This is a genomic window from Pseudomonas sp. GW821-FHT09C09, assembly GCF_059418105.1.
Map to the genome: position 1 here is coordinate 550,182 of NZ_JBWKPF010000001.1, position 22,466 is coordinate 572,647.

A 22,466-nucleotide genomic window follows, 5' to 3' on the forward strand; every position below is an offset into this window, starting at 1 on the left:
AGCTGTTAGAATCTCGCGCGGTTCGGGATGCTGCTGGCTATTAGCCTGGCTGGCAGACATCGCTCCCGAACCTGGCGACCCCAACCGTGAAGGGGCAACGCTGCCGCCGCCTGAGGAGAAAATTAGAAATGACCTTCGTCGTCACCGACAACTGCATCAAGTGCAAGTACACCGACTGCGTAGAAGTCTGTCCGGTGGACTGCTTTTACGAAGGCCCGAACTTCCTGGTGATTCACCCGGATGAGTGCATCGACTGCGCCCTGTGCGAACCGGAATGCCCGGCCGTCGCGATTTTCTCCGAGGACGAAGTCCCGGAAGAAATGCAGGAGTTCATTCAGCTGAACGTTGAGCTGGCCGAGATCTGGCCAAACATCACCGAGAAGAAAGAATCGCTGCCGGACGCCGAAGAGTGGGATGGCGTCAAAGGCAAGATCAAAGACCTCGAACGCTGATCTGTCCCGCGTTTGAAGAAAAGGCCCCTTGCGGGCCTTTTTGTTTTTCCGGGTTTGCTTTTCTGCGGGCAAAAAAAGGGGCGGTTTGACCCGCCCACATTTTTTCCCTATTCCCTGTGTTCCTTTTCATCGTCCTGATGAATCGCGTCCTGCGATGTCCATTCCCTTCCTCCTTGAAGGGCGTGTCTATCCGTCGACACAACCCAGATACTAAAGAGTTCCCCGTTTCGGGCAACCGGTTCATTCCGGTAAAACCTCCTGTCATAAGCATTTAATATTTATAAATATTCATATAAATCAGAGTCTTACCAGTGACTCTACAGCCCAATGGATGTCTTCCGCAGTGTAAAAATAACGAACACTTACGAAAGAGTAAGCCAGGGCTTACACCGTGAGACTACAAACCCGGGAAATGACGACCGGTCGTCAGGTTCCGAACAGGTTGCCAGAGCCAGACAACAAAAAGCCCCGAACCAGTCGGGGCTTTTTGCGGGCGGTCATGCAGGACGCTTACTGAAACAGCGACTCGCTCGACAGGCCGTTTTTCTCGAGAATCTCACGCAGGCGCTTGAGGCCTTCCACCTGGATCTGTCTCACCCGCTCCCGGGTCAGGCCGATCTCCAGGCCTACATCTTCCAGCGTGCTGCTCTCGTGACCGCGCAGGCCGAAGCGGCGGACCACCACCTCGCGTTGCTTGTCGGTCAGCTCCGAGAGCCATTGATCGATGCTCTGCGACAGATCGTCGTCCTGCAGCAGTTCGCATGGATCGGTCGGGCGGTCATCCGTAAGGGTGTCCAGCAGGGTTTTATCCGAATCCGGACCCAGCGAGACGTCGACCGAAGAAACCCGCTCGTTCAGGCCCAGCATGCGCTTGACCTCGCCCACCGGTTTTTCCAGCAGGTTGGCGATTTCTTCGGGTGAAGGTTCGTGATCGAGTTTTTGCGTCAGCTCCCGTGCAGCCCGCAGGTACACGTTGAGCTCCTTGACCACATGGATCGGCAGCCGGATGGTCCGGGTCTGATTCATGATCGCGCGCTCGATGGTCTGACGGATCCACCAGGTCGCGTAGGTCGAGAAGCGGAAGCCGCGCTCGGGATCGAACTTTTCCACCGCGCGGATCAGCCCGAGGTTGCCCTCTTCGATCAGATCCAGCAGCGACAGCCCCCGATTGACGTAACGCCGGGCGATTTTGACCACCAGCCGCAGGTTACTTTCAATCATGCGCTTGCGCCCGGCGGGGTCGCCACTTTGCGACAGACGCGCAAAATGAACTTCTTCCTCCGGGGAGAGCAATGGGGAAAAGCCGATTTCGTTGAGGTACAGCTGCGTGGCATCGAGTGCCCGGGTGTAGTCGATGTACTTGTGTTGCTTAAGTGAAGCGGAGTGTTTGGATTTGGCACGAACGGAAGGTGGAGCAGCCCCTTCATCATTCGACATCGAATCCGAATCGATGCCGGTCTCCATCAGGAGAACCTCATCGTCGATGTCAAACTCCGGCACTTCTTTACTGAGAGCCATTGTTATAGTCCTTTGGTGAGTTCGACCCCAAGCTCAAGCGACGCCTTTATCCTTGGCAACGCTGGAGCCTGTCCCCTCTACGCGACGGAACAGGCTGGTCTGCAAATCAACGTCTTGGCAGGAACTGCAGCGGATCTACAGGTTTACCTTGTCGGCGAATCTCAAAATGCAGTTTCACCCGGTCTGTACCCGTTGACCCCATTTCGGCAATTGTCTGTCCGACTTTGACCTGCTGCCCCTCCCGTACCAACAGCCGACGGTTGTGTCCGTAAGCACTGACGTAGGTTTCGCTGTGTTTGATGATGACCAATTCGCCGTAGCCCCTTAAGCCACTCCCGGCGTAAACCACCGTCCCATCAGACGCAGCTAAAACAGGCTGTCCCAAATCCCCGGCGATATCAATTCCTTTATTCAAACTACCGTTTGAAGAGAATTTTCCAATCAGAATGCCATTAGATGGCCATCCCCAGCCGGTCGGGGCCGGGCCGGGTGGAGGCAATGGAGCCGGTGCCGGCTTGTTGGCGACGGACGGTACAACGGTCGTGGCAGCCGCCCCGGAACCCGTGGTTGTGGTGGTCGTCGTGCCATTCGCCTGGCGCCGGATTATCGTGGTTTTACTCGACGAGGACGGCGCAGAACCGCTGTTGCTCACCACCGCTGTCGACGTTGAACCCGGGCGTCCATCGAAGCGAATCGTCTGACCCGGGTGGATCGTGTACGGCGTAGGAATATTGTTCCGGGCAGCGAGGGCTTTGTAGTCCCAGCCGTAGCGAAACGCGATGGAAAACATCGTGTCACCCGGACGGACTACATACTGTCCGGTCGTCACTGTAGGACGCTGGGCGACCGCATTGTTGCGATCGACCACCCGAACGTTGTTCGATTTGGTGCTGGAGCAACCGACCAGCAAGGTGCTCAAGACAAGGCCAGTCACCAGGCGCTGAAAGCTCGTGTTACCCATACGCTGCGCAATGACTGTGAGACTCACCCGCCGCTCCCTTTGTGGTGGCTGAAAAAATGTGGAATGCCGATTTCGGCGTGTAGCTTCGCAAGTATAACGGGCGAATCCGGCTTTACCTTTAATGAAGCGTTATCGCTCGGCGCACACGTTTGCTCATGGACGATGAATTCTGTTTAAACAATCGGTGCCGCTGTAAGACAGGTGCACACGCAAGGAATTCAGCGCCGAAAAACAAATGCTCAGGCCAACGGCCCGTTGAGCAATGGCACGAAACGCACCGCCCCGAGAACGTGTCGGGAGAAGCCGTTTTCTTCGCGCACGATCAACATCAATTGCTGAACTTCGCCTGAGCCGACCGGGATGACCATCCGCCCGCCCGGTGCCAGCTGATCGAGCAGCGCCTGGGGAACATCGGTCGCCACGGCCGTGACGATGATGCCGTTGTACGGCGCCAGCGCCGGCCAGCCTTCCCAGCCATCGCCCCAGCGGAACACTACGTTGCGCAGGTTGAGCTCGACCAGGCGTTCCTTGGCCCGGTCCTGCAGCACCTTGATCCGCTCGACGGAGAACACCCGCTCGACCAGTTGCGACAACACCGCCGTCTGGTAACCGGAACCGGTGCCGATCTCCAGCACCTTGTCCAGCGGCCCCGCCTCGAGCAGCAACTCGCTCATGCGCGCGACCATATAAGGCTGGGAGATGGTCTGGTTGTGGCCGATCGGCAGCGCGGTGTCTTCATAGGCACGGTGCGCCAGCGCTTCGTCGACGAAGAGATGGCGCGGAGTGCGGCGGATCACTTCCAGCACGTTCGCGTTGGACAGTCCTTCTTCATACAGACGCTGAATCAGGCGTTCACGGGTGCGCTGGGAGGTCATCCCGATGCCGCTGCGCAACCGGTCGTCTTGTTCACGAGCCATCAGTTGAGCCCCTCCAGCCAGCCGTCGAGACTTCTGAAAGCATCATTGAAAGTGCGATCGAGCTGCAACGGAGTGATGGAAACGTAGCCCTGCATCACCGCATGGAAATCGGTGCCCGGCCCGCCGTCCTCGGCATCGCCGGCGGCAGCAATCCAGTAACCGGCCTTGCCACGGGGATCGACCACTTTCATCGGCGCTGCCGCACGGGCACGATGGCCCAGGCGCGTCAGCTGAATGCCGCGAATGTGATCAAGCGGCAGATTGGGGATGTTCACATTCAGTACCGTGCGCGGTGGCAGATCGAGCCCGGCGTGGGCCTCGACCAGTTTGCGCGCAAAGTAGGCGGCGGTGGGCAGATTGTCCACCTGCCGGGAAGCCAGCGAGAAGGCAAACGATGGGCGCTCAAGAAAGCGGCCTTCGAGGGCCGCCGCCACTGTCCCGGAATACAACACGTCGTCGCCCAGGTTGGCGCCGAGGTTGATGCCCGAAACCACCATGTCCGGTTCGCGCTCCAGCAAACCGTTGAGCCCCAGGTGCACGCAGTCGGTCGGCGTACCGTTGAGACTGATGAAACCGTTGGCCAGGTATTGCGGGTGCAGCGGACGATCCAGTGTCAGCGAACTGCTGGCACCGCTTTTGTCCTGTTCCGGGGCGATAACCACGCATTCGGTGTAATCCGCCAGCGCAGCATAAAGCGCGGCAAGACCGGGCGCAGTCACCCCATCGTCGTTAGAAATCAGAATACGCATGGGCTGTCCGTCTGCCCCACCGGCACCAGATCAACGAGTTCGCGCACCAATACGGTGGCGAAGCATCCGGCCGGGAGGACGAATTCCAGTTGCAGAATGTCAGGCTCGGGATAATGCCACGTCAACCCGCCAATGGGCAGCCGCAGGATACGACGTTCGTGGCTCATACCGGCATTAATCAACCAATCGCGCAGATCCGCCTCGCGTGCGGCGATTGCCTGCTCCAGATCATGGACAGCGCCGGCGGCCGGTGAGTCACCTTCGCCCCACTGCGGGCCGGTCGGATGCAGATCGAGTATCGCCAGGCGCGGGTCGCTGCACTCGGCAACACCCGCCGGGAAAAAGCTGCGGCTGTCGGTGAACGCCAGCAGATCGCCGACCTGGGCGCGCTGCCAGGTGCCATCGGCAACACGCGCCGCCAACACCTGATTGAATAGATAGCTGCGTGCAGTCGACAGCAGCCGCGAACGCACATTGCGTTGTTCTGGCAGAGCCTTGCGCGCCGCCCATGAACGGGCATCGACGACGTTGCCACCATCATGACCGAAGCGCTGGGCACCGAAGTAGTTCGGGATGCCTTGTTTGGCAATCTGTTGCAGGCGCTCGTCGATGGCGGCTTTGTCGCCATTGAATTGAGTCAGGCGCAAGGTGAAACCGTTGGCCGAATGCGCGCCGCGTTGCAGCTTGCGCTTGTGGCGGGTGGTCTTGAGGATCTTCAGCGTGTCGTTTTCCGCCGCCGACAGATCCGGATCGGCCTTGCCCGGCAATTGCACGCTGAACCACTGGCGGGTCAGCGCCTGACGGTCTTTCAGGCCGGCGTAGCTGACCGTGCGCAATGGCACACCGGCCGCCTTGGCGATGCGGCGCGCCGCTTCTTCGGTGTTCAGACCGCGCTTTTCCACCCAGATCCACAGGTGCTCGCCGTCACCGCTGAACGGAATGTCGAGGACTTCATCGACCTGGAAATCTTCAGCGATGGCTTTCAGTACCGCGGTGCCGAGGGCGTCGCCATAGGCCCGCGGGCCGAGCAGTTGCAGTTCGTTCATGCGCGCAGCAACAAGGCAACGGAATGCACGGCAATACCTTCTTCGCGGCCGACGAAGCCGAGCTTCTCGGTGGTGGTGGCTTTCACGTTCACTTGATCCAGTTCTACTTGCAGATCCGCGGCAATCAGCGCGCGCATCGATTCGATATGAGGGGCCATTTTTGGTGCCTGGGCAACGATGGTGTTGTCGACGTTGCCGATTTTCCAGCCTTTGGCGTGGATCAGGCTGACCACATGACGCAACAGCACGCGGCTGTCGGCGCCCTTGAATTGTGGGTCGGTGTCCGGGAAATGCTTGCCGATATCACCCAGCGCCGCAGCGCCGAGCAAGGCATCGCTCAAGGCATGCAGCAGGACGTCACCGTCGGAGTGAGCGAGCAGCCCGAAGCCGTGTGCGATTCGCACGCCGCCCAGAGTAATGAAATCGCCTTCAGCGAAACGGTGCACATCATAGCCGTGGCCAATACGCATAAAAAAACGCCCCGAATTTTGTCAGGGCGTGATTCTACCTGCATTAGCCCTTTAGAGCGCGTGCGTGATGCTGCAAGTGGTCGTCAATGAAGCTGGCGATGAAGAAATAGCTGTGGTCGTAGCCCGGTTGCAGACGCAACGTCAGCGGATGACCCGCCTGTTTTGCCGCTTGTTGCAGGGCTTCGGGTTTGAGCTGCGTGGCGAGGAAATCGTCGCGGTCACCCTGATCGACCAGCAATGGCAGTTTCTCGTCGGCCTCGGCGATCAGCGCACAGGCATCCCACTCGCGCCATTTCGAACGGTCTTCGCCCAGATAGCGGCTGAACGCTTTCTGACCCCATGGGCAATCCATCGGGTTGTTGATCGGCGAGAACGCCGACACCGACAGATAGCGCCCCGGATTGCGCAACGCACAGACCAGTGCACCGTGACCGCCCATGGAGTGGCCGCTGATGCTGCGCTTGTCCGACGCCGGGAAATGCGCTTCAACCAGTGAAGGCAATTCCTGCACGACGTAGTCATGCATCCGATAGTGCCGCGACCACGGTTCCTGGGTGGCATTCAGGTAGAACCCGGCACCGAGGCCGAAATCCCACGCGCCATCAGGGTCACCCGGTACATCGGCACCACGGGGGCTAGTGTCCGGCGCCACGATGATCAACCCCAGTTCAGCCGCCATGCGCATGGCGCCGGCCTTCTGCATGAAGTTCTCGTCCGTGCAGGTCAGGCCCGACAGCCAGTACAGCACCGGCAGCTTGCCGCCCTGCTCTGCCTGTGGCGGCAGATACACGGCGAACACCATGTCGCAGCCCAGCACTTCGGAGCGATGGCGATAACGCTTGTGCCAACCGCCAAAACTCTTCTGACAGGAGATATTTTCCAGACTCATGTAGGACTCCTACGCAACCACGGCTGCGCATTGGCAGCCGTGGCATCGCGATTGATCAGAAATGAATAACGGTACGGATGCTCTTGCCTTCGTGCATCAGGTCGAAGGCCTTGTTGATGTCTTCCAGGCCCATGGTGTGGGTGATGAAGGTATCCAGCGGGATTTCGCCGCTCTGAGCCATATCGACATAGCTTGGCAATTCGGTACGACCACGCACGCCGCCGAACGCCGAGCCGCGCCAGACACGACCGGTCACCAGCTGGAACGGACGGGTGGCGATTTCCTGGCCGGCACCGGCTACACCGATGATCACTGACTCGCCCCAGCCTTTATGGCAGCACTCGAGGGCTGCGCGCATCAGTTGCACGTTGCCGATGCATTCGAAGGAGAAGTCGACGCCGCCATCGGTCATGTCGACGATCACTTCCTGGATCGGACGATCGAAATCTTTCGGGTTCACGTAGTCGGTAGCGCCCAATTGCTTGGCGATTTCGAACTTGGCCGGGTTGATGTCGATAGCGATGATGCGCGAAGCCTTGGCCTTCACCGCGCCAATCACCGCCGACAGACCGATACCGCCAAGACCGAAGATGGCCACGGTGTCACCCGGTTTGACCTTGGCGGTGTTGATCACCGCACCGATCCCGGTGGTCACGCCGCAACCGAGCAGGCAGACCTTTTCCAGCGGTGCATCCTTGGAGATCCTGGCCACGGAGATTTCCGGCAGCACGGTGTACTCGGAGAAGGTCGAGGTACCCATGTAGTGGAAAATCGTTTGGCCCTTGTAGGAAAAACGCGAAGTGCCGTCCGGCATCAGGCCCTTGCCTTGAGTGGCGCGAATCGCCTGGCACAGGTTGGTCTTGCCCGACTTGCAGAATTTGCACTGGCCGCATTCCGGGGTGTACAGCGGGATCACGTGATCGCCGACGGCCACCGAGGTCACGCCTTCGCCGATCGCTTCAACGATCGCGCCGCCTTCGTGACCGAGGATCGACGGGAAGATACCTTCCGGGTCAGCGCCGGACAGGGTGTAGGCGTCAGTGTGGCAAACCCCGGAAGCCACCACGCGCAGCAACACTTCACCGGCCTTGGGCATGGCGACATCGACTTCTACGATTTCCAGCGGCTTCTTGGCCTCGAAGGCAACGGCGGCGCGCGACTTGATCATGCTGACTCTCCAGTGAATCCATTGAATAAAAAACAGACTGGCAGTGTAGTCCAGCGCCGATTGATGAATAATCCGGACAAAAGCAAAACATTATTGCCATACAGGGATAATCCCGATGTCCGAAAACCGCTGGGAAGGCATCGACGAGTTCGTTGCCGTTGCCGAATGCAGCCAGTTCACCGCTGCTGCCGAACGCCTGGGCGTCTCTTCCTCGCACATCAGTCGACAAATCGTACGGCTGGAGGAGCGTTTACAGACACGACTGCTCTACCGCAGTACCCGGCGCGTCACGCTGACAGAAGCCGGCCAGACCTTCCTGCAACATTGCCAGCGCCTGCAGGATGGTCGCGAAGAAGCGTTGCGTGCAGTCGGCGATCTGACCAGCGAGCCCAAAGGCATGCTGCGCATGACCTGCGCCGTGGCTTATGGCGAGCGCTTCATCGTGCCGCTGGTGACCCGGTTCATGGGGCACTACCCGCAACTGCGCATCGATATCGAACTGACCAACCGGCAACTCGATCTGGTGCATGAAGGCCTGGATCTGGCGATCCGTCTCGGGCGTCTTCAGGATTCCCGACTGGTGGCGACTCGTCTGGCCCCACGGCGCATGTACCTCTGCGCATCGCCGTCCTACCTCGAACGGTACGGTCGGCCACACAGCTTGTCGGAACTGAGCCGACACAATTGCCTGATCGGTAGTTCGGATATCTGGCAACTGGAACAGAACGGGCGGGAATTTTCCCAGCGGGTACAGGGAAACTGGCGCTGCAACAGTGGGCAAGCGGTGCTGGATGCGGCGCTGCAAGGCGTCGGCTTGTGTCAGTTGCCGGACTATTACGTGCTGGAGCACCTGCACAGCGGTGCGTTGATCTCACTGCTGGAGGCGCATCAACCGCCGAATACGGCGGTGTGGGCGTTGTATCCACAACAACGGCATCTGTCGCCGAAGGTGCGCAAACTGGTGGATTTTCTCAAGGAAGGTCTGGCCGAACGGCCGGAATACCGGATTTAACGACGGTTGGCCCAGCGCTGGCGCAACCATTCGAGGTCTTCCGGGCGAGTGACTTTCAGGTTATCCGCGCGACCTTCGATCAGACGCGGCGCCATGCCGGCCCACTCCATCGCCGAGGCTTCATCGGTGATCAGCGCGTCGGCCACCAGACTGTCCGCCAGCGCGCGGTGCAGAGCACCGAGGCGGAACATCTGCGGCGTATAGGCCTGCCAGATCACGCTGCGATCCACGGTTTCGACCACACGACCGTGCTTGTCGACCCGCTTGAGAGTGTCGCGCGCCGGAACGGCCAGCAGGCCGCCCACTGAATCGTCGGCAAGTTCTGAAAGTAATTTATCGAGATCGTCACGGCTCAGATTGGGCCGTGCCGCATCGTGCACCAGCACCCAATCCTCATCGTCGGCACCTTGCGCATGCAGATGCAGCAAGGCGTTGAGCACCGAACCGGAACGCTCGGCTCCACCCTCGACCCGTTGAATTCGCGGATCACTGGCGCTGGCCAGGGTCGGCCAATAAGGATCATCAGAGGCAAGACTGACCACCAGGCCCTTGAGGCTCGGATGATCGAGGAAACAGCCGAGGCTGTGTTCAAGAATTGTGCGCCCGCCCAGTTGCAGATATTGCTTGGGACGGTCCGCGGCCATACGGGCACCAACGCCCGCGGCAGGAATCACGGCCCAGAAGGCCGGCAGGGAATCGATCATTGGGCCAACTGGTAAAGGGTTTCGCCGTCCTTGACCATGCCCAGTTCGTGACGAGCCCGCTCTTCAACGGTCTCCATGCCTTTTTTCAACTCGCTGACTTCAGCGTCCATCACCCGGTTGCGCTCTAGCAAGGCTTCGTTCTCGGCGTGTTGATCAGCGATCTGCTGATTCAGTTCGGCAACTTGCGCCAGACTGCCATTGCCCACCCACAGGCGGTACTGCAGACCGGCCAGCAGTAAGAGCAAGACGAGAAACAACCAGTAAGGACTGCGCATCGAATATCAGGTATCCAGTGAAAAAAGACAGCCACGCAAAAACTTTGAAGCATCTGATAGCACGAAGCCTGGAATATCCAGGCTTGTGCATATAAGGCATCAGATTAGTGGCAAATCCATCGCTGTCACGACTTTTCCGACACAATCCGGTGTCTTTTTACCATCTACAACTTAACCGCGAAACTCGGAGCGACCGTTGTACTTGGCTTTGCCATTCAACTGCTCTTCGATACGCAGCAGTTGGTTGTACTTGGAAACGCGGTCGGAACGGCACAGAGAGCCGGTCTTGATCTGGCCAGCCGAAGTACCCACAGCCAGGTCGGCAATGGTCGAATCTTCGGTTTCGCCCGAACGGTGCGAGATCACGGCGGTGTAACCGGCAGCCTTGGCCATCTGGATGGCTTCCAGGGTTTCGGTCAGGGTGCCGATCTGGTTGAACTTGATCAGGATCGAGTTGGCGATCTTTTTATCGATGCCTTCTTTCAGGATCTTGGTGTTGGTCACGAACAGGTCGTCGCCTACCAGCTGGGTCTTCTCGCCGATCTTGTCGGTGAGGATCTTCCAGCCAGCCCAGTCGGACTCGTCCAGTCCGTCTTCGATGGAGATGATCGGGTAACGCTCGGTCAGACCTTTCAGGTAATCGGCGAAACCTTCAGCGGTGAACACCTGGCCTTCGCCGGACAGGTTGTACTTGCCGTCTTCGAAGAATTCGCTGGCCGCGCAGTCCAGAGCCAGGGTCACGTCGGTGCCCAGTTTGTAACCGGCATTGGCGACTGCTTCGGAGATCACTTTCAGTGCGTCTTCGTTGGAAGCCAGGTTTGGAGCGAAACCGCCTTCGTCACCGACAGCAGTGCTCAGGCCACGAGCCTTCAGCACAGCTTTCAGGTGATGGAAAATCTCGGTGCCCATGCGCAGACCTTCCGAGAAAGACTTGGCGCCAACCGGCTGAACCATGAATTCCTGGATGTCGACGTTGTTGTCGGCGTGTTCGCCACCGTTGATGATGTTCATCATCGGAACCGGCATCGAGTAAACACCCGGAGTGCCGTTCAGGTTGGCGATGTGTGCGTACAGCGGCAGGTCCTGATCCTGTGCAGCCGCCTTGGCCGCAGCCAGGGACACGGCGAGGATGGCGTTGGCGCCCAGGGTTGCTTTGTTTTCGGTACCGTCGAGCTTGATCATCGCGTGATCCAGGGCTTTCTGGTCGCTCGGGTCGGTGCCCAGCAGCAGATCGCGGATCGGACCGTTGATGTTGGCTACCGCCTTGAGCACGCCCTTGCCCAGGTAACGGCTCTTGTCGCCATCACGCAGCTCGAGCGCTTCACGCGAGCCAGTGGATGCACCGGACGGCGCGCAAGCGCTGCCGATGATGCCGTTGTCGAGAAGCACGTCCGCTTCCACGGTGGGATTGCCACGGGAGTCGAGAACTTCACGACCTTTGATGTCGACGATTTTTGCCATTGTTGTAAACACTCCAAAGTTGACGAAAACGACGCAGCTAGAGGAAATCTTTTGACCGTCGGCAAGTGGTGTACAGCGGGCAGCTTGCAGACGACAACGCTCATACCCAAGGGCATGAGCGACAAATCGTGCGGTACTTTACCGGAGAATTGAGGTTTACGCGGTTTCTACCGTCGGAAAACTCTTCACCAGTTCGTCCAGGGCTTTGAGCTGGGCCAGGAATGGCTCCAGTTTGTCCAGACGCAAGGCACAAGGGCCGTCGCATTTGGCGTTGTCCGGATCCGGGTGCGCTTCGAGGAACAGACCCGCCAGCGACTGGCTCATGCCCGCCTTGGCCAGGTCGGTGACCTGGGCGCGGCGACCGCCGGCGGAGTCGGAACGACCGCCAGGCATTTGCAGCGAATGGGTCACGTCGAAGAATACCGGGTACTCGAACTGCTTCATGATGCCGAAGCCGAGCATGTCCACCACGAGGTTGTTGTAGCCGAAGCTCGAACCGCGCTCGCAGAGGATCAATTGATCGTTACCCGCTTCCACGCACTTGTTCAGGATGTGTTTCATTTCCTGAGGCGCGAGGAACTGGGCTTTCTTGATGTTGATCACAGCGTTGGTCTTGGCCATCGCGACGACCAGATCGGTCTGGCGCGACAGAAAGGCCGGCAGCTGGATGATGTCGCAGACCTCAGCGACGACCGCGGCCTGGTCAGGCTCGTGGACGTCGGTGATGATCGGCACGCCGAAGGCTTGCTTGATGTCCTGGAAGATGCGCATGCCCTCTTCCAGGCCAGGACCGCGATAGGAGGTCACAGAAGAACGGTTGGCCTTGTCGAAGCTGGCCTTGAACACGTAAGGGATACCGAGCTTTTCGGTGACCTTCACGTACTCTTCGCAAACCTGCATGGCCATGTCACGGCTTTCCAGCACGTTCATGCCGCCGAACAGCACCATGGGTTTGTCGTTGGCAATCTCGATGTCGCCGACGCGGATGATCTTCTGTGCCATCGGGTTACGCCTTCTTCTGGTGTTGAGCCAACGCTGCTTTCACGAAACCGCTGAACAGCGGGTGACCGTCACGCGGAGTCGAGGTGAATTCCGGGTGGAACTGGCAAGCGACGAACCATGGATGATCCGGTGCTTCGACCACTTCGACCAGCGCTGCATCGGAAGAACGACCGGAAATCTTCAGGCCGGCTTCGATGATCTGCGGCAGCAGGTTGTTGTTCACTTCGTAACGGTGACGGTGACGCTCGACAATCACATCCTTGCCGTAGCAGTCGTGCACCTTGGAGCCGGCTTCGAGCAGGCATTCCTGAGCGCCGAGGCGCATGGTGCCGCCCAGGTCGGACGCTTCGGTACGTACTTCAACGGCGCCGGTGGCGTCTTCCCACTCGGTGATCAGACCGACAACCGGATGGCCGCTGGCACGATCGAACTCGGTGGAGTTGGCGTCTTTCCAGCCCAGCACGTTACGGGCGAACTCGATGACCGCCACTTGCATGCCCAGGCAGATACCCAGGTAAGGAACCTTGTTTTCGCGAGCATATTGAACGGCAGTGATCTTGCCTTCCACGCCACGCAGACCGAAGCCGCCCGGTACGAGGATCGCGTCCACGCCTTCCAGCAGCGCGGTGCCCTGGTTCTCGATGTCTTCGGAATCGATGTAGCGCAGGTTGACCTTTGTGCGGTTGGTGATGCCGGCGTGACTCATCGCTTCGATCAGCGACTTGTAGGCGTCCAGCAGCTCCATGTACTTGCCGACCATCGCGATGGTGACTTCGTGCTCTGGATTGAGCTTGGCATCAACGACCTTTTCCCACTCGGACAGGTCGGCGCCATTGCATTGCAGGCCGAAACGCTCGACGACGAAATCGTCCAGACCCTGGGCGTGCAGCACGGCCGGGATCTTGTAGATGGTGTCGACGTCTTCCAGGGAGATCACCGCACGCTCTTCAACGTTGGTGAACAGCGCGATCTTGCGACGCGACGACACATCCACCGGATGGTCGGAGCGGCAGATCAGCACGTCTGGCTGCAGGCCGATCGAACGCAGCTCTTTTACGGAGTGCTGGGTCGGCTTGGTCTTGGTCTCGCCAGCGGTGGCGATGTACGGAACCAGGGTCAGGTGCATCAGCATCGCGCGCTTGGAACCGACTTCCACACGCAGCTGGCGGATGGCCTCGAGGAACGGTTGCGATTCGATGTCGCCAACGGTACCGCCGATTTCCACCAGGGCCACGTCGGCATCGCCGGCACCCTTGATGATGCGACGCTTGATTTCGTCGGTGATGTGCGGAATCACCTGGATGGTTGCACCCAGGTAGTCACCACGGCGCTCTTTGCGCAGCACGTGCTCGTAGACACGGCCGGTGGTGAAGTTGTTGTTCTGGGTCATGGTCGTGCGGATGAACCGCTCGTAGTGGCCCAGGTCCAGGTCGGTCTCGGCGCCGTCGTGGGTGACGAACACTTCACCGTGCTGGAACGGGCTCATGGTGCCCGGGTCGACGTTGATGTACGGATCCAGCTTCAGCATGGTGACCTTAAGCCCCCGCGCCTCCAGGATGGCCGCCAATGAAGCCGATGCAATGCCTTTCCCCAAAGAAGAAACAACACCGCCCGTGACGAATATGTAGCGCGTCATGAAAAACCCTAGAAGTCTGCGTTAAAGCGGTCCGAGCCGCCGGGGAAAGCGAAGGAAGGCCGAAGCCCCCGATCACCTGCATTAATCACAGTGCACCTTTCAAAAAAACCGCCGCGTTGGGACAGACCGGAAGTGAAAACACCGGTACGTTGCTCGCTACACATTTTTTGGAATCGCCCAGCAAAGACTGCTTGGTAATCGGCAACTCCTGCAATTCAGGCGAATCCACAGAAGTTGTATCAAGAAGGGAGCGTAGTCTACCGGAATGCCCCCTTCATCTCAAACCTTGATCTTCGTCAGAAGGCTGCCAATGCAATCGCCATCCCTCCGGTGCATTGCCATCGAGCCCCGGCAGGTTCGCCACGGCGAGCAATTCTTCACCACGAAACAGCAGCGGCAATCTGCCACGCACAAAGGCCGGCACCGCGCGCTCATTGAGCAGGCGCTTGAGATCGCGATGTCCGCGATCCGCCAGATGCATCACCTCGCCGCCCCGTCGATAGCGGATCTGCAGCGGCCCTGCGGGAGTCTGACCGCTGAACATGACACGCCCGTTATCGGGCAAGCGTAGCGCCAGCGACGTCTCGCGCCAGTCGCCGCTGACCACCGGCGTGCGCAGCCAGTGGCCGCTGAGCCACCACAGGCGACCGGCGCTGCGGTGCAACTCGCCATCCGCCAGACGCCAGACCGGAGCGGCATCGTTACCGGCATCGCGCAGATCGATCCAACCCGACCAATGGTCGGTATCCGGCAGTCGGGTCAGCGGTTCGAGCCAGTGACTGAGTGCATTGCGCTGGCGCGCATCGGACAACCCGGCGAGGACCGCGAACTCCAGCGATGGCAATCCCGACCATTCGAACTCACCGGGCAAGCTCGCTTGAGCCAGATCGATCTGCGCCAGTTCATCGAGTAAACCTTGCGCCTCCCGCAAATGCGCCGCACTGCGGGCCATGCTGACGTGTGCCTGCGGCCAGCGACCGGTCAGCAGCGGCATGACCTGATGACGCAGGTAGTTGCGCGAGAACTGTCGATCCTGATTCGACGGATCCTCCACCCAACGCAGATCATGATCCCGCGCATAGGCTTCCAGTTCGGCACGCGAGATGTCGAGCATGGGCCGAACCAGACTGCCCTGCCCCAATGCTCGTTGCGCCGGCATGCCAGACAGGCCGCGCACTCCGGCGCCTCGCAGCAACCGGAACAACAGGGTTTCTGCCTGGTCGTCGCGGTGCTGGCCCGTCATCAAGACATCATTGATCCGGGTCGCTGAAGTGAATGCCGCGTAACGCGCATCCCGCGCCACACGCTCAAGGCTGGCGCCCTTTTGCACGGTCACGTGAACGATCTGCAATGGAATGCCCAAGGCGTCACAGACAGCCTGGCAATGCGCCGGCCACGCATCGGCCGCGGCCTGAAGGCCGTGATGGACATGGATGGCACTTAGCGCCGGAAGGGATTCGGATTTGGCGATAGTTGCCAGAAGGTGCAGCAGGACGGTGGAGTCGAGGCCACCCGAGAAAGCGATACGCCAATGGGCCGCATCGAGCCAGGGCTTGAGATTACGCAGAAGCCTGGAAGGCAAATCAATCGAGGGCTGACCCATTTTTCTACCTTTTCACAAACCAAATGTGGGAGCGGGCTTGCTCGCGAAAGCGGTGAAACAGCCAACACAGTTGTTGAATGTTACATCGCATTCGCGGGCAAGCCCGCTCCCACAGTGTTTTGCATCAATGGCCGAAACGGCTCGACTTAGAGACCGTAGCTCATCAGACGATCGTAACGACGCTTGAGCAGCGCTTCGTTGTCGAGCTTCTTCAGCATCGCCAGTTGCGAGCTCAGCTCGGCACGGATCGAGGCAGCTGCAGCCGCCGGATCGCGGTGGGCGCCGCCCAGAGGCTCGCCGATCACTTTGTCGACGATGCCCAGGCCTTTCAGACGCTCGGCGGTGATGCCCATCGCTTCAGCGGCATCCGGCGCCTTTTCTGCGGTTTTCCACAGAATCGAAGCGCAACCTTCCGGCGAAATCACCGCGTAAGTCGAGTACTGCAGCATGTTCAGCTGGTCGCAGACACCGATTGCCAGAGCGCCGCCGGAACCACCTTCACCGATTACGGTGGCGATGATCGGGGTTTTCAGGCGGGCCATGACGCGCAGGTTCCAGGCGATCGCTTCGCTCTGGTTGCGCTCTTCGGCGTCGATGCCAGGGTAGGCGCCCGGGGTGTCGATGAAGGTCAGGATCGGCATCTTGAAACGCTCGGCCATTTCCATCAGGCGGCACGCCTTGCGGTAGCCTTCCGGACGCGGCATGCCGAAGTTGCGGCGTACCTTTTCACGCACTTCACGGCCCTTCTGGTGACCGATCACCATCACTGGCTGGTCTTCCAGACGTGCCACGCCGCCCACAATGGCCGCGTCGTCGGAGAAGTGACGGTCACCGTGCAGTTCGTCGAACTCGGTGAAGATGTGCTCGATGTAGTCCAGGGTGTATGGACGTTTCGGGTGACGTGCCAGACGTGCGATCTGCCAGCTGGTCAGCTTGCCGAAGATGTCTTCGGTGAGCGTCTTGCTCTTGTCCTGCAGGCGGGAGATCTCATCGCCGATATTCAGCGAATTGTCATTACCGACCAAGCGCAACTCTTCGATCTTGGCTTGCAGGTCGGCGATCGGCTGTTCGAAATCCAGGAAATTCGGGTTCATAGGCGTCCGTCTTGGGTCGTGTCCCAAGTGAGCTTGGGGCCGGCCGGTTGTCTATTCGCGCCCTACCTTAAGGGAGAGGCGCGCTGAGGTCGAGATTAAAAATTCAGGTTGTGGGCAGGCGGTTCGGTCTCACCTGCCGGTCAACGGTATTGGAGGAAGACGTTGTCTCGCCCGAACTGGTCACGCAGGGCTTGAATCAAGGCATCCGCCGGGTCGATCCGCCAGGTCTCGCCAAACTGCAGCAAGGTCTTCGCATCCGGGCTGGTGTATTCCATGGTGATCGGGCATGCCCCGCGATGACGCTTGAGCAAATCCCCCAACCAGCGTAGCTGATCGCCTTTCAGGTCCTGGGTCTGCAGCTTCAGGCGCAGGCTCTCGGCCAGGTTGGTGCGCGCATCTTCCATGCTCATCACCCGCTTGACCCGCAGGCGCAGGCCGCCGGAGAAGTCATCGTTGCTGACCTCGCCTTCGACCACCACCATCGCATCGGTCTGCAACAGCGACTGCGCGGAGTGGAACGCATCGGCGAACAGCGACGCCTCGATCCGCCCGGAGCGGTCGTCGAGGGTGATGAAGCCCATCTTGTCGCCTTTTTTGTTCTTCATCACCCGCAGGGCAATGATCATCCCCGCCACGGTCTGGGTGTCCCGGGCCGGTTTCAGGTCGATGATGCGCTGGCGGGCGAAACGGCGTATTTCGCCTTCGTATTCGTCGATCGGGTGACCGGTCAGGTACAGGCCGAGGGTGTCTTTTTCACCCTTGAGGCGTTCCTTGAGGGTCAGCTCCTTGGCCTTGCGATGCAGCGCGTAAACGTCTGCGTCTTCCTCGACGAACAGCCCGCCGAACAGGTCGGCGTGACCACTGTCGCGGGTGCGTGCAGTCTGTTCGGCCGACTTGATCGCCTCTTCCATCGCCGCCAGCAGCACCGCGCGGTTGCGGTCGATGTTGGCCTGATACGCCTTTTGCTCGTCATGGAAGTACGGGCCGAGGCGATCCAGCGCGCCGCTGCGGATCAGGCCGTCCAGCGTACGCTTGTTGATGCGCTTGAGGTCGACCCGGGCGCAGAAGTCGAACAGATCCTTGAACGGACCGGCCTGACGGGCTTCGGTGATCGCTTCCACCGGGCCTTCGCCGACGCCTTTGATCGCGCCCAGACCGTACACGATGCGGCCCTCGTCGTTCACCGTGAACTTGAACTCCGAAGTGTTCACGTCCGGCGCGTCGAGGCGCAGCTTCATCGTGCGCACTTCCTCGATCAAGGTCACGACCTTGTCGGTGTTGTGCATATCCGCCGACAGTACCGCGGCCATGAACGGCGCCGGGTAGTGAGCCTTCAGCCAGGCGGTCTGGTACGAAACCAGGCCGTAGGCAGCGGAGTGGGATTTGTTGAAGCCGTAACCGGCGAATTTTTCCACCAGGTCGAAAATGTTACCGGCCAGATCCGCGTCGATATTGTTCGACGCACAACCCTCAATGAAACCGCCGCGCTGCTTGGCCATTTCCTCGGGTTTCTTCTTGCCCATCGCCCGACGCAGCATGTCCGCACCACCGAGGGTGTAACCGGCCATGACCTGGGCGATCTGCATCACCTGTTCCTGATACAGGATGATGCCGTACGTCGGCGCCAGCACCGGCTGCAAACCTTCGTACTGGTAATCCGGGTGCGGATAAGCAAGCTCCGCGCGACCGTGCTTACGGTTGATGAAGTCATCCACCATGCCGGACTGCAACGGGCCTGGACGGAACAGGGCCACCAGTGCGATAAGGTCTTCGAGGCAGTCGGGCTTGAGCTTTTTGATCAGCTCTTTCATGCCGCGGGATTCAAGCTGGAACACCGCGGTGGTTTCAGCTTTTTGCAGCAGCTGATAGGTCGGCTTGTCATCCAGCGGGATGAACGCGATGTCCAGCGGCGGCTCGTTGACCTTGGCGCGGTCGCGGTTGATGGTTTTCAGCGCCCAGTCGATGATCGTCAGGGTCCGCAGGCCGAGGAAGTCGAACTTCACCAGACCGGCCGCCTCCACGTCATCCTTGTCGAACTGGGTTACCAGACCGTCGCCGGCCTCGTCGCAATAGATTGGCGAGAAGTCGGTCAGTTTGGTCGGCGCAATCACCACGCCACCGGCGTGTTTACCGACGTTACGCACCACGCCTTCGAGCTTGCGCGCCATCTCCCAGATTTCCGCCGCTTCTTCATCGACCTTGATGAAGTCGCGCAGGATTTCTTCCTGCTCGTAGGCTTTTTCCAGGGTCATGCCGACTTCGAACGGAATCATCTTCGACAGACGATCCGCCAGGCCGAACGACTTGCCCTGGGCCCGCGCCACGTCCCGCACCACAGCCTTGGCCGCCATGGAACCGAAGGTGATGATCTGGCTTACGGCGTTGCGGCCGTACTTTTCGGCCACGTAGTCGATCACCCGGTCGCGGCCGTCCATGCAGAAGTCGACGTCGAAGTCGGGCATCGATACCCGTTCCGGGTTGAGGAAACGTTCAAACAGCAGGTCATATTCCAGCGGGTCGAGGTCGGTGATCTTCTGCACATAGGCCACCAGCGATCCAGCACCCGACCCCCGGCCCGGCCCCACCGGCACGCCGTTGTTCTTGGCCCACTGGATAAAGTCCATCACGATCAGGAAGTAACCGGGGAATCCCATCTGGATGATGATATCCAGCTCGAAATTCAGCCGGTCGACATAGACCTGACGCTTGGCCTCGTAATCTTCGGTGGTGTCCTTGGGCAGCAGCACGCTGAGGCGCTCGTCCAGACCATCGAACGACACCTTGCGGAAATACTCGTCGATGGTCATGCCATCGGGAATCGGATAGTCCGGCAGGAAGTGCTTGCCCAGCTTCACGTCGATATTGCAGCGCTTGGCGATCTCGACGGTGTTTTCCACGGCATCCGGCAGGTCGCTGAACAGCTCGGCCATTTCCTCGGCGCTTTTCAGGTACTGCTGATCGCTGTAATTCTTCGAACGACGCGGATCGTCGAGGGCCCGGCCCTCACCGATGCAGACGCGGGTTTCGTGGGCGGCGAAGTCTTCCTGCTTGATGAAGCGCACATCGTTGGTAGCGACCAGCGGCGCGCCGAGTTTCTCGGCCAGGGCCACGGCGCCGTGCAATTGCTCTTCGTCGTTCGGGCGATTGGTGCGCTGGATCTCCAGATAGAAGCGATCCGGGAACACCGACATCCACTCACGGGTCAGGACTTCGGCCTCGGCGGGATTGCCGCCGATCATGGCCATGCCGATCTCGCCTTCCTTTGCGGCGGACAACATGATCAAGCCTTCGTTGGCCTCGGCCACCCACTCGCGCTCGATGATGATCATGCCGTTGCGCTGACCGTCGATGAAGCCACGGGAAATCAGCTCGGTCAGATTGCGATAGCCCAGGGCGTTCATGACCAGCAGGCTGATCCGGCTCAGCGGGCCATCCGGGTCCTTGTTCGACAGCCACAGGTCGGCGCCGCAGATCGGCTTGATCCCCGCGCCCATGGTGTTTTTATAGAATTTGACCAGCGAACACATGTTGTTCTGGTCGGTAACCGCAACGGCCGGCATGCCCATGCCGGTCAGGGCCTTGACCAGCGGCTTGATCCGCACCAGCCCGTCGACCAGGGAGTATTCAGTGTGCAGGCGTAGATGAACGAATGAAGCCGGCATAGTGATCCTGTCCAGTTACATAGAGACAACAAGGCCCGGATTGTACCGGGCCCCGAATAAAACATCAGCCTCGCCGCTAAACCTGCGTGAGACCTTCCAGCGCCTCGTAGGCCTGCCGCACCGGGGCAAACGAACGCCGGTGAATCGGCGTCGGCCCGAGGCGTACCAGCGCTTCCAGATGAACGGGCGTCGGATAGCCTTTATGACCGCCGATGCCGTAACCCGGGTAGATCAACTCGAACGCCGCCATTTCGCGGTCGCGGCTGACCTTGGCCAGAATCGACGCGGCTGCGATGGCCGGGACCTTGCTGTCGCCCTTGACCACCGCTTCAGAACGCATCGGCAGTTTCGGGCAGCGGTTGCCGTCGATCATCGCCAGTTTCGGCTGGATATGCAGGCCCGCGACGGCGCGCTGCATCGCCAGCATGGTGGCGTGAAGGATGTTCAGCTCGTCGATTTCTTCGACTTCGGCACGGGCGATGCACCAGCTCAAAGCCTTTTCGCAGATTTCGTCGTAGAGCTTTTCACGCTTGGCTTCGGTGAGTTTCTTCGAGTCGTTGAGACCGAGAATCGGCCGGTTCGGATCGAGGATGACTGCTGCCGTGACGACCGCACCGCACAACGGGCCGCGACCGACCTCATCAACGCCGGCCACCAACTCTTCGACTTCGGCGACCAGGGTGAAATCCAGGCCCATCTGCATGCTTGTCTTGCTCATCGTGTTTGACCGATCAGGTTCAGAACGGCGTCAGCCGCCTGATTGGAGGCGTCCAGGCGCAGGGTGCGGTGGATTTCATCGAAGCCGCGAGTCTGTTCCTCACCGCCGTCGATCAGCGGCGACAGGGTCTGGGCCAGCGCCTCGACCGTCGCATCATCCTGCAACAATTCCGGCACCAGCAACCGCTGGGCCAGCAGGTTCGGCAGAGAGACGTACGGGCTTTTGACCATGCGCTTGAGAATCCAGAACGTCAGCGGCGCAAGGCGGTAGGCCACGACCATCGGGCGCTTGTAGAGCAGCGCCTCAAGGGTCGCCGTGCCCGACGCGATCAGGACCGCGTTGCACGCTGCCAGCGCCAGATGGGACTTGCCGTCGAGCAGGGTCACTGGCAGATCACGGCCGGCCAGCAGCTCTTCAAGCTGGGCTCGACGCTCTGGGTTTGCACATGGTATGACGAAGCGCAAACCCGGACGCAGGGCGCGCAGGCGTTCAGCGGTATCAAGAAACAGCGCGCCCAGACGACTGACTTCGCCGCCCCGGCTGCCCGGCATCAAAGCCACCAGCGGGCCATCTGGCAAACCCAGCTCGGCTCGCGCAGCGGCGCGATCAGCCTCCAGTGGAATGGTATCGGCCAGCGTATGGCCGACGAACCGCACCGGTACGCCCTTCTCTTCGTAAAACTTTGCTTCGAACGGCAGCAACGTGAGCATCAGGTCGCAGCCTTCGCGGATCTTCAGCACCCGCTTCTGCCGCCACGCCCATACCGACGGACTGACGTAATGCACGGTCTTGATCCCGGCCTGACGCAGCTTGAGTTCGATATTGAGGTTGAAATCCGGCGCATCGATGCCGATGAACACGTCCGGCTTTTCAGCGATCAGGGTGGCGATCAGATCCTTGCGGCGCTTGAGCAGCTCACGCAGCCGACCGAGGACTTCCACCAGCCCCATGACCGACAACCGCTCCATGGGGAAGTAGGAATTCAGGCCCTCGGCCTGCATCAGGGGGCCGCCGACGCCGATGAACTCGACCGCCGGATGCTGTGCCTTGAGGGCACGCATCAGACCGGCGCCCAGAATATCGCCGGAAGCCTCACCCGCCACCAGCGCAATACGCAGATTGGCCATGA

The 22,466-nt window shown here is 60.0% G+C and carries 20 protein-coding genes; 2 read left to right on the plus strand and 18 right to left on the minus strand.

Annotation, left to right across the window (positions count from 1 at the left end; genetic code table 11):
- The first annotated feature begins 128 nt into the window (after positions 1-128).
- On the plus strand, positions 129-452 hold the full coding sequence (gene fdxA, locus AC07NR_RS02750; RefSeq protein WP_007908827.1) for a ferredoxin FdxA: 324 nt from the start codon (positions 129-131) through the stop codon (positions 450-452).
- Positions 453-962: 510 nt separating this feature from the next.
- Here fdxA and rpoS read toward each other — a convergent pair.
- From rpoS to AC07NR_RS02790, 8 genes are all read right to left on the minus strand, one after another.
- Positions 963-1,970, minus strand: a complete 1,008-nt coding sequence (gene rpoS, locus AC07NR_RS02755) for an RNA polymerase sigma factor RpoS (RefSeq protein ID WP_007954831.1) — start codon at positions 1,968-1,970, stop codon at positions 963-965.
- Between the two features lie 106 nt (positions 1,971-2,076).
- Positions 2,077-2,958 carry a peptidoglycan DD-metalloendopeptidase family protein gene (locus tag AC07NR_RS02760; protein WP_305837008.1) on the minus strand — a complete coding sequence of 294 codons (882 nt, stop codon included), beginning with the start codon at positions 2,956-2,958 and terminating at the stop codon, positions 2,077-2,079.
- 212 nt (positions 2,959-3,170) lie between these two features.
- Positions 3,171-3,806, minus strand: a complete 636-nt coding sequence (locus AC07NR_RS02765) for a protein-L-isoaspartate(D-aspartate) O-methyltransferase (protein WP_169432601.1) — start codon at positions 3,804-3,806, stop codon at positions 3,171-3,173.
- 41 nt (positions 3,807-3,847) lie between these two features.
- On the minus strand, positions 3,848-4,597 hold the full coding sequence (gene surE, locus AC07NR_RS02770; protein ID WP_085712856.1) for a 5'/3'-nucleotidase SurE: 750 nt from the start codon (positions 4,595-4,597) through the stop codon (positions 3,848-3,850).
- The gene (truD, locus tag AC07NR_RS02775; RefSeq protein ID WP_248738169.1) at positions 4,585-5,643 is read right to left on the minus strand and encodes a tRNA pseudouridine(13) synthase TruD; all 1,059 of its coding nucleotides are present in this window, start codon (positions 5,641-5,643) and stop codon (positions 4,585-4,587) included. The genes surE and truD overlap by 13 nt, the downstream gene beginning before the upstream one ends.
- Positions 5,640-6,113, minus strand: coding sequence for a 2-C-methyl-D-erythritol 2,4-cyclodiphosphate synthase (ispF, locus tag AC07NR_RS02780; RefSeq protein ID WP_042606995.1), 474 nt, complete (start codon positions 6,111-6,113; stop codon positions 5,640-5,642). The genes truD and ispF overlap by 4 nt, the downstream gene beginning before the upstream one ends.
- Before the next feature lie 43 nt (positions 6,114-6,156).
- Positions 6,157-7,002, minus strand: coding sequence for an S-formylglutathione hydrolase (gene fghA, locus AC07NR_RS02785; protein ID WP_134825648.1), 846 nt, complete (start codon positions 7,000-7,002; stop codon positions 6,157-6,159).
- 55 nt (positions 7,003-7,057) lie between these two features.
- Positions 7,058-8,170, minus strand: a complete 1,113-nt coding sequence (locus AC07NR_RS02790) for an S-(hydroxymethyl)glutathione dehydrogenase/class III alcohol dehydrogenase (RefSeq protein ID WP_305837006.1) — start codon at positions 8,168-8,170, stop codon at positions 7,058-7,060.
- Between the two features lie 115 nt (positions 8,171-8,285).
- Between AC07NR_RS02790 and AC07NR_RS02795 the strand changes: the two genes are divergently transcribed.
- On the plus strand, positions 8,286-9,182 hold the full coding sequence (locus AC07NR_RS02795) for a LysR family transcriptional regulator (RefSeq protein ID WP_085712852.1): 897 nt from the start codon (positions 8,286-8,288) through the stop codon (positions 9,180-9,182).
- On the opposite strand, the gene ispD is transcribed toward AC07NR_RS02795, so the two are convergent.
- The 10 genes from ispD to lpxB form a co-directional block, all read right to left on the minus strand.
- The gene (ispD, locus tag AC07NR_RS02800; protein WP_114881645.1) at positions 9,179-9,886 is read right to left on the minus strand and encodes a 2-C-methyl-D-erythritol 4-phosphate cytidylyltransferase; all 708 of its coding nucleotides are present in this window, start codon (positions 9,884-9,886) and stop codon (positions 9,179-9,181) included. The two genes, AC07NR_RS02795 and ispD, sit on opposite strands and share 4 nt — an antisense overlap.
- On the minus strand, positions 9,883-10,161 hold the full coding sequence (gene ftsB / locus AC07NR_RS02805) for a cell division protein FtsB (protein WP_003222158.1): 279 nt from the start codon (positions 10,159-10,161) through the stop codon (positions 9,883-9,885). The genes ispD and ftsB overlap by 4 nt, the downstream gene beginning before the upstream one ends.
- A 171-nt stretch (positions 10,162-10,332) precedes the next feature.
- A complete protein-coding gene (gene eno / locus AC07NR_RS02810; RefSeq protein WP_007954808.1) occupies positions 10,333-11,622 on the minus strand; it encodes a phosphopyruvate hydratase in 1,290 nt (429 codons plus the stop codon).
- A 156-nt stretch (positions 11,623-11,778) separates the two neighbouring features.
- Positions 11,779-12,624 (minus strand): 3-deoxy-8-phosphooctulonate synthase, encoded by an 846-nt coding sequence (gene kdsA, locus AC07NR_RS02815; protein ID WP_007954807.1) that lies wholly within the window; start codon positions 12,622-12,624, stop codon positions 11,779-11,781.
- 4 nt (positions 12,625-12,628) lie between these two features.
- Positions 12,629-14,260, minus strand: a complete 1,632-nt coding sequence (pyrG, locus tag AC07NR_RS02820) for a CTP synthase (protein WP_011332696.1) — start codon at positions 14,258-14,260, stop codon at positions 12,629-12,631.
- A gap of 274 nt (positions 14,261-14,534) precedes the next feature.
- Complete coding sequence (gene tilS, locus AC07NR_RS02825; protein ID WP_495077755.1) at positions 14,535-15,863, minus strand: tRNA lysidine(34) synthetase TilS; 1,329 nt, start codon at positions 15,861-15,863, stop codon at positions 14,535-14,537.
- Positions 15,864-16,009: 146 nt separating this feature from the next.
- Positions 16,010-16,957, minus strand: coding sequence for an acetyl-CoA carboxylase carboxyltransferase subunit alpha (locus AC07NR_RS02830; RefSeq protein ID WP_085712849.1), 948 nt, complete (start codon positions 16,955-16,957; stop codon positions 16,010-16,012).
- 140 nt (positions 16,958-17,097) lie between these two features.
- The gene (gene dnaE / locus AC07NR_RS02835) at positions 17,098-20,619 is read right to left on the minus strand and encodes a DNA polymerase III subunit alpha (protein WP_085712848.1); all 3,522 of its coding nucleotides are present in this window, start codon (positions 20,617-20,619) and stop codon (positions 17,098-17,100) included.
- Positions 20,620-20,695: 76 nt separating this feature from the next.
- Entirely contained in the window at positions 20,696-21,322 is a 627-nt protein-coding gene (gene rnhB, locus AC07NR_RS02840; RefSeq protein ID WP_085712847.1) for a ribonuclease HII, read from the minus strand.
- Between the two features lie 11 nt (positions 21,323-21,333).
- Entirely contained in the window at positions 21,334-22,464 is a 1,131-nt protein-coding gene (lpxB, locus tag AC07NR_RS02845) for a lipid-A-disaccharide synthase (RefSeq protein ID WP_305837003.1), read from the minus strand.
- Positions 22,465-22,466 lie beyond the last annotated feature (2 nt).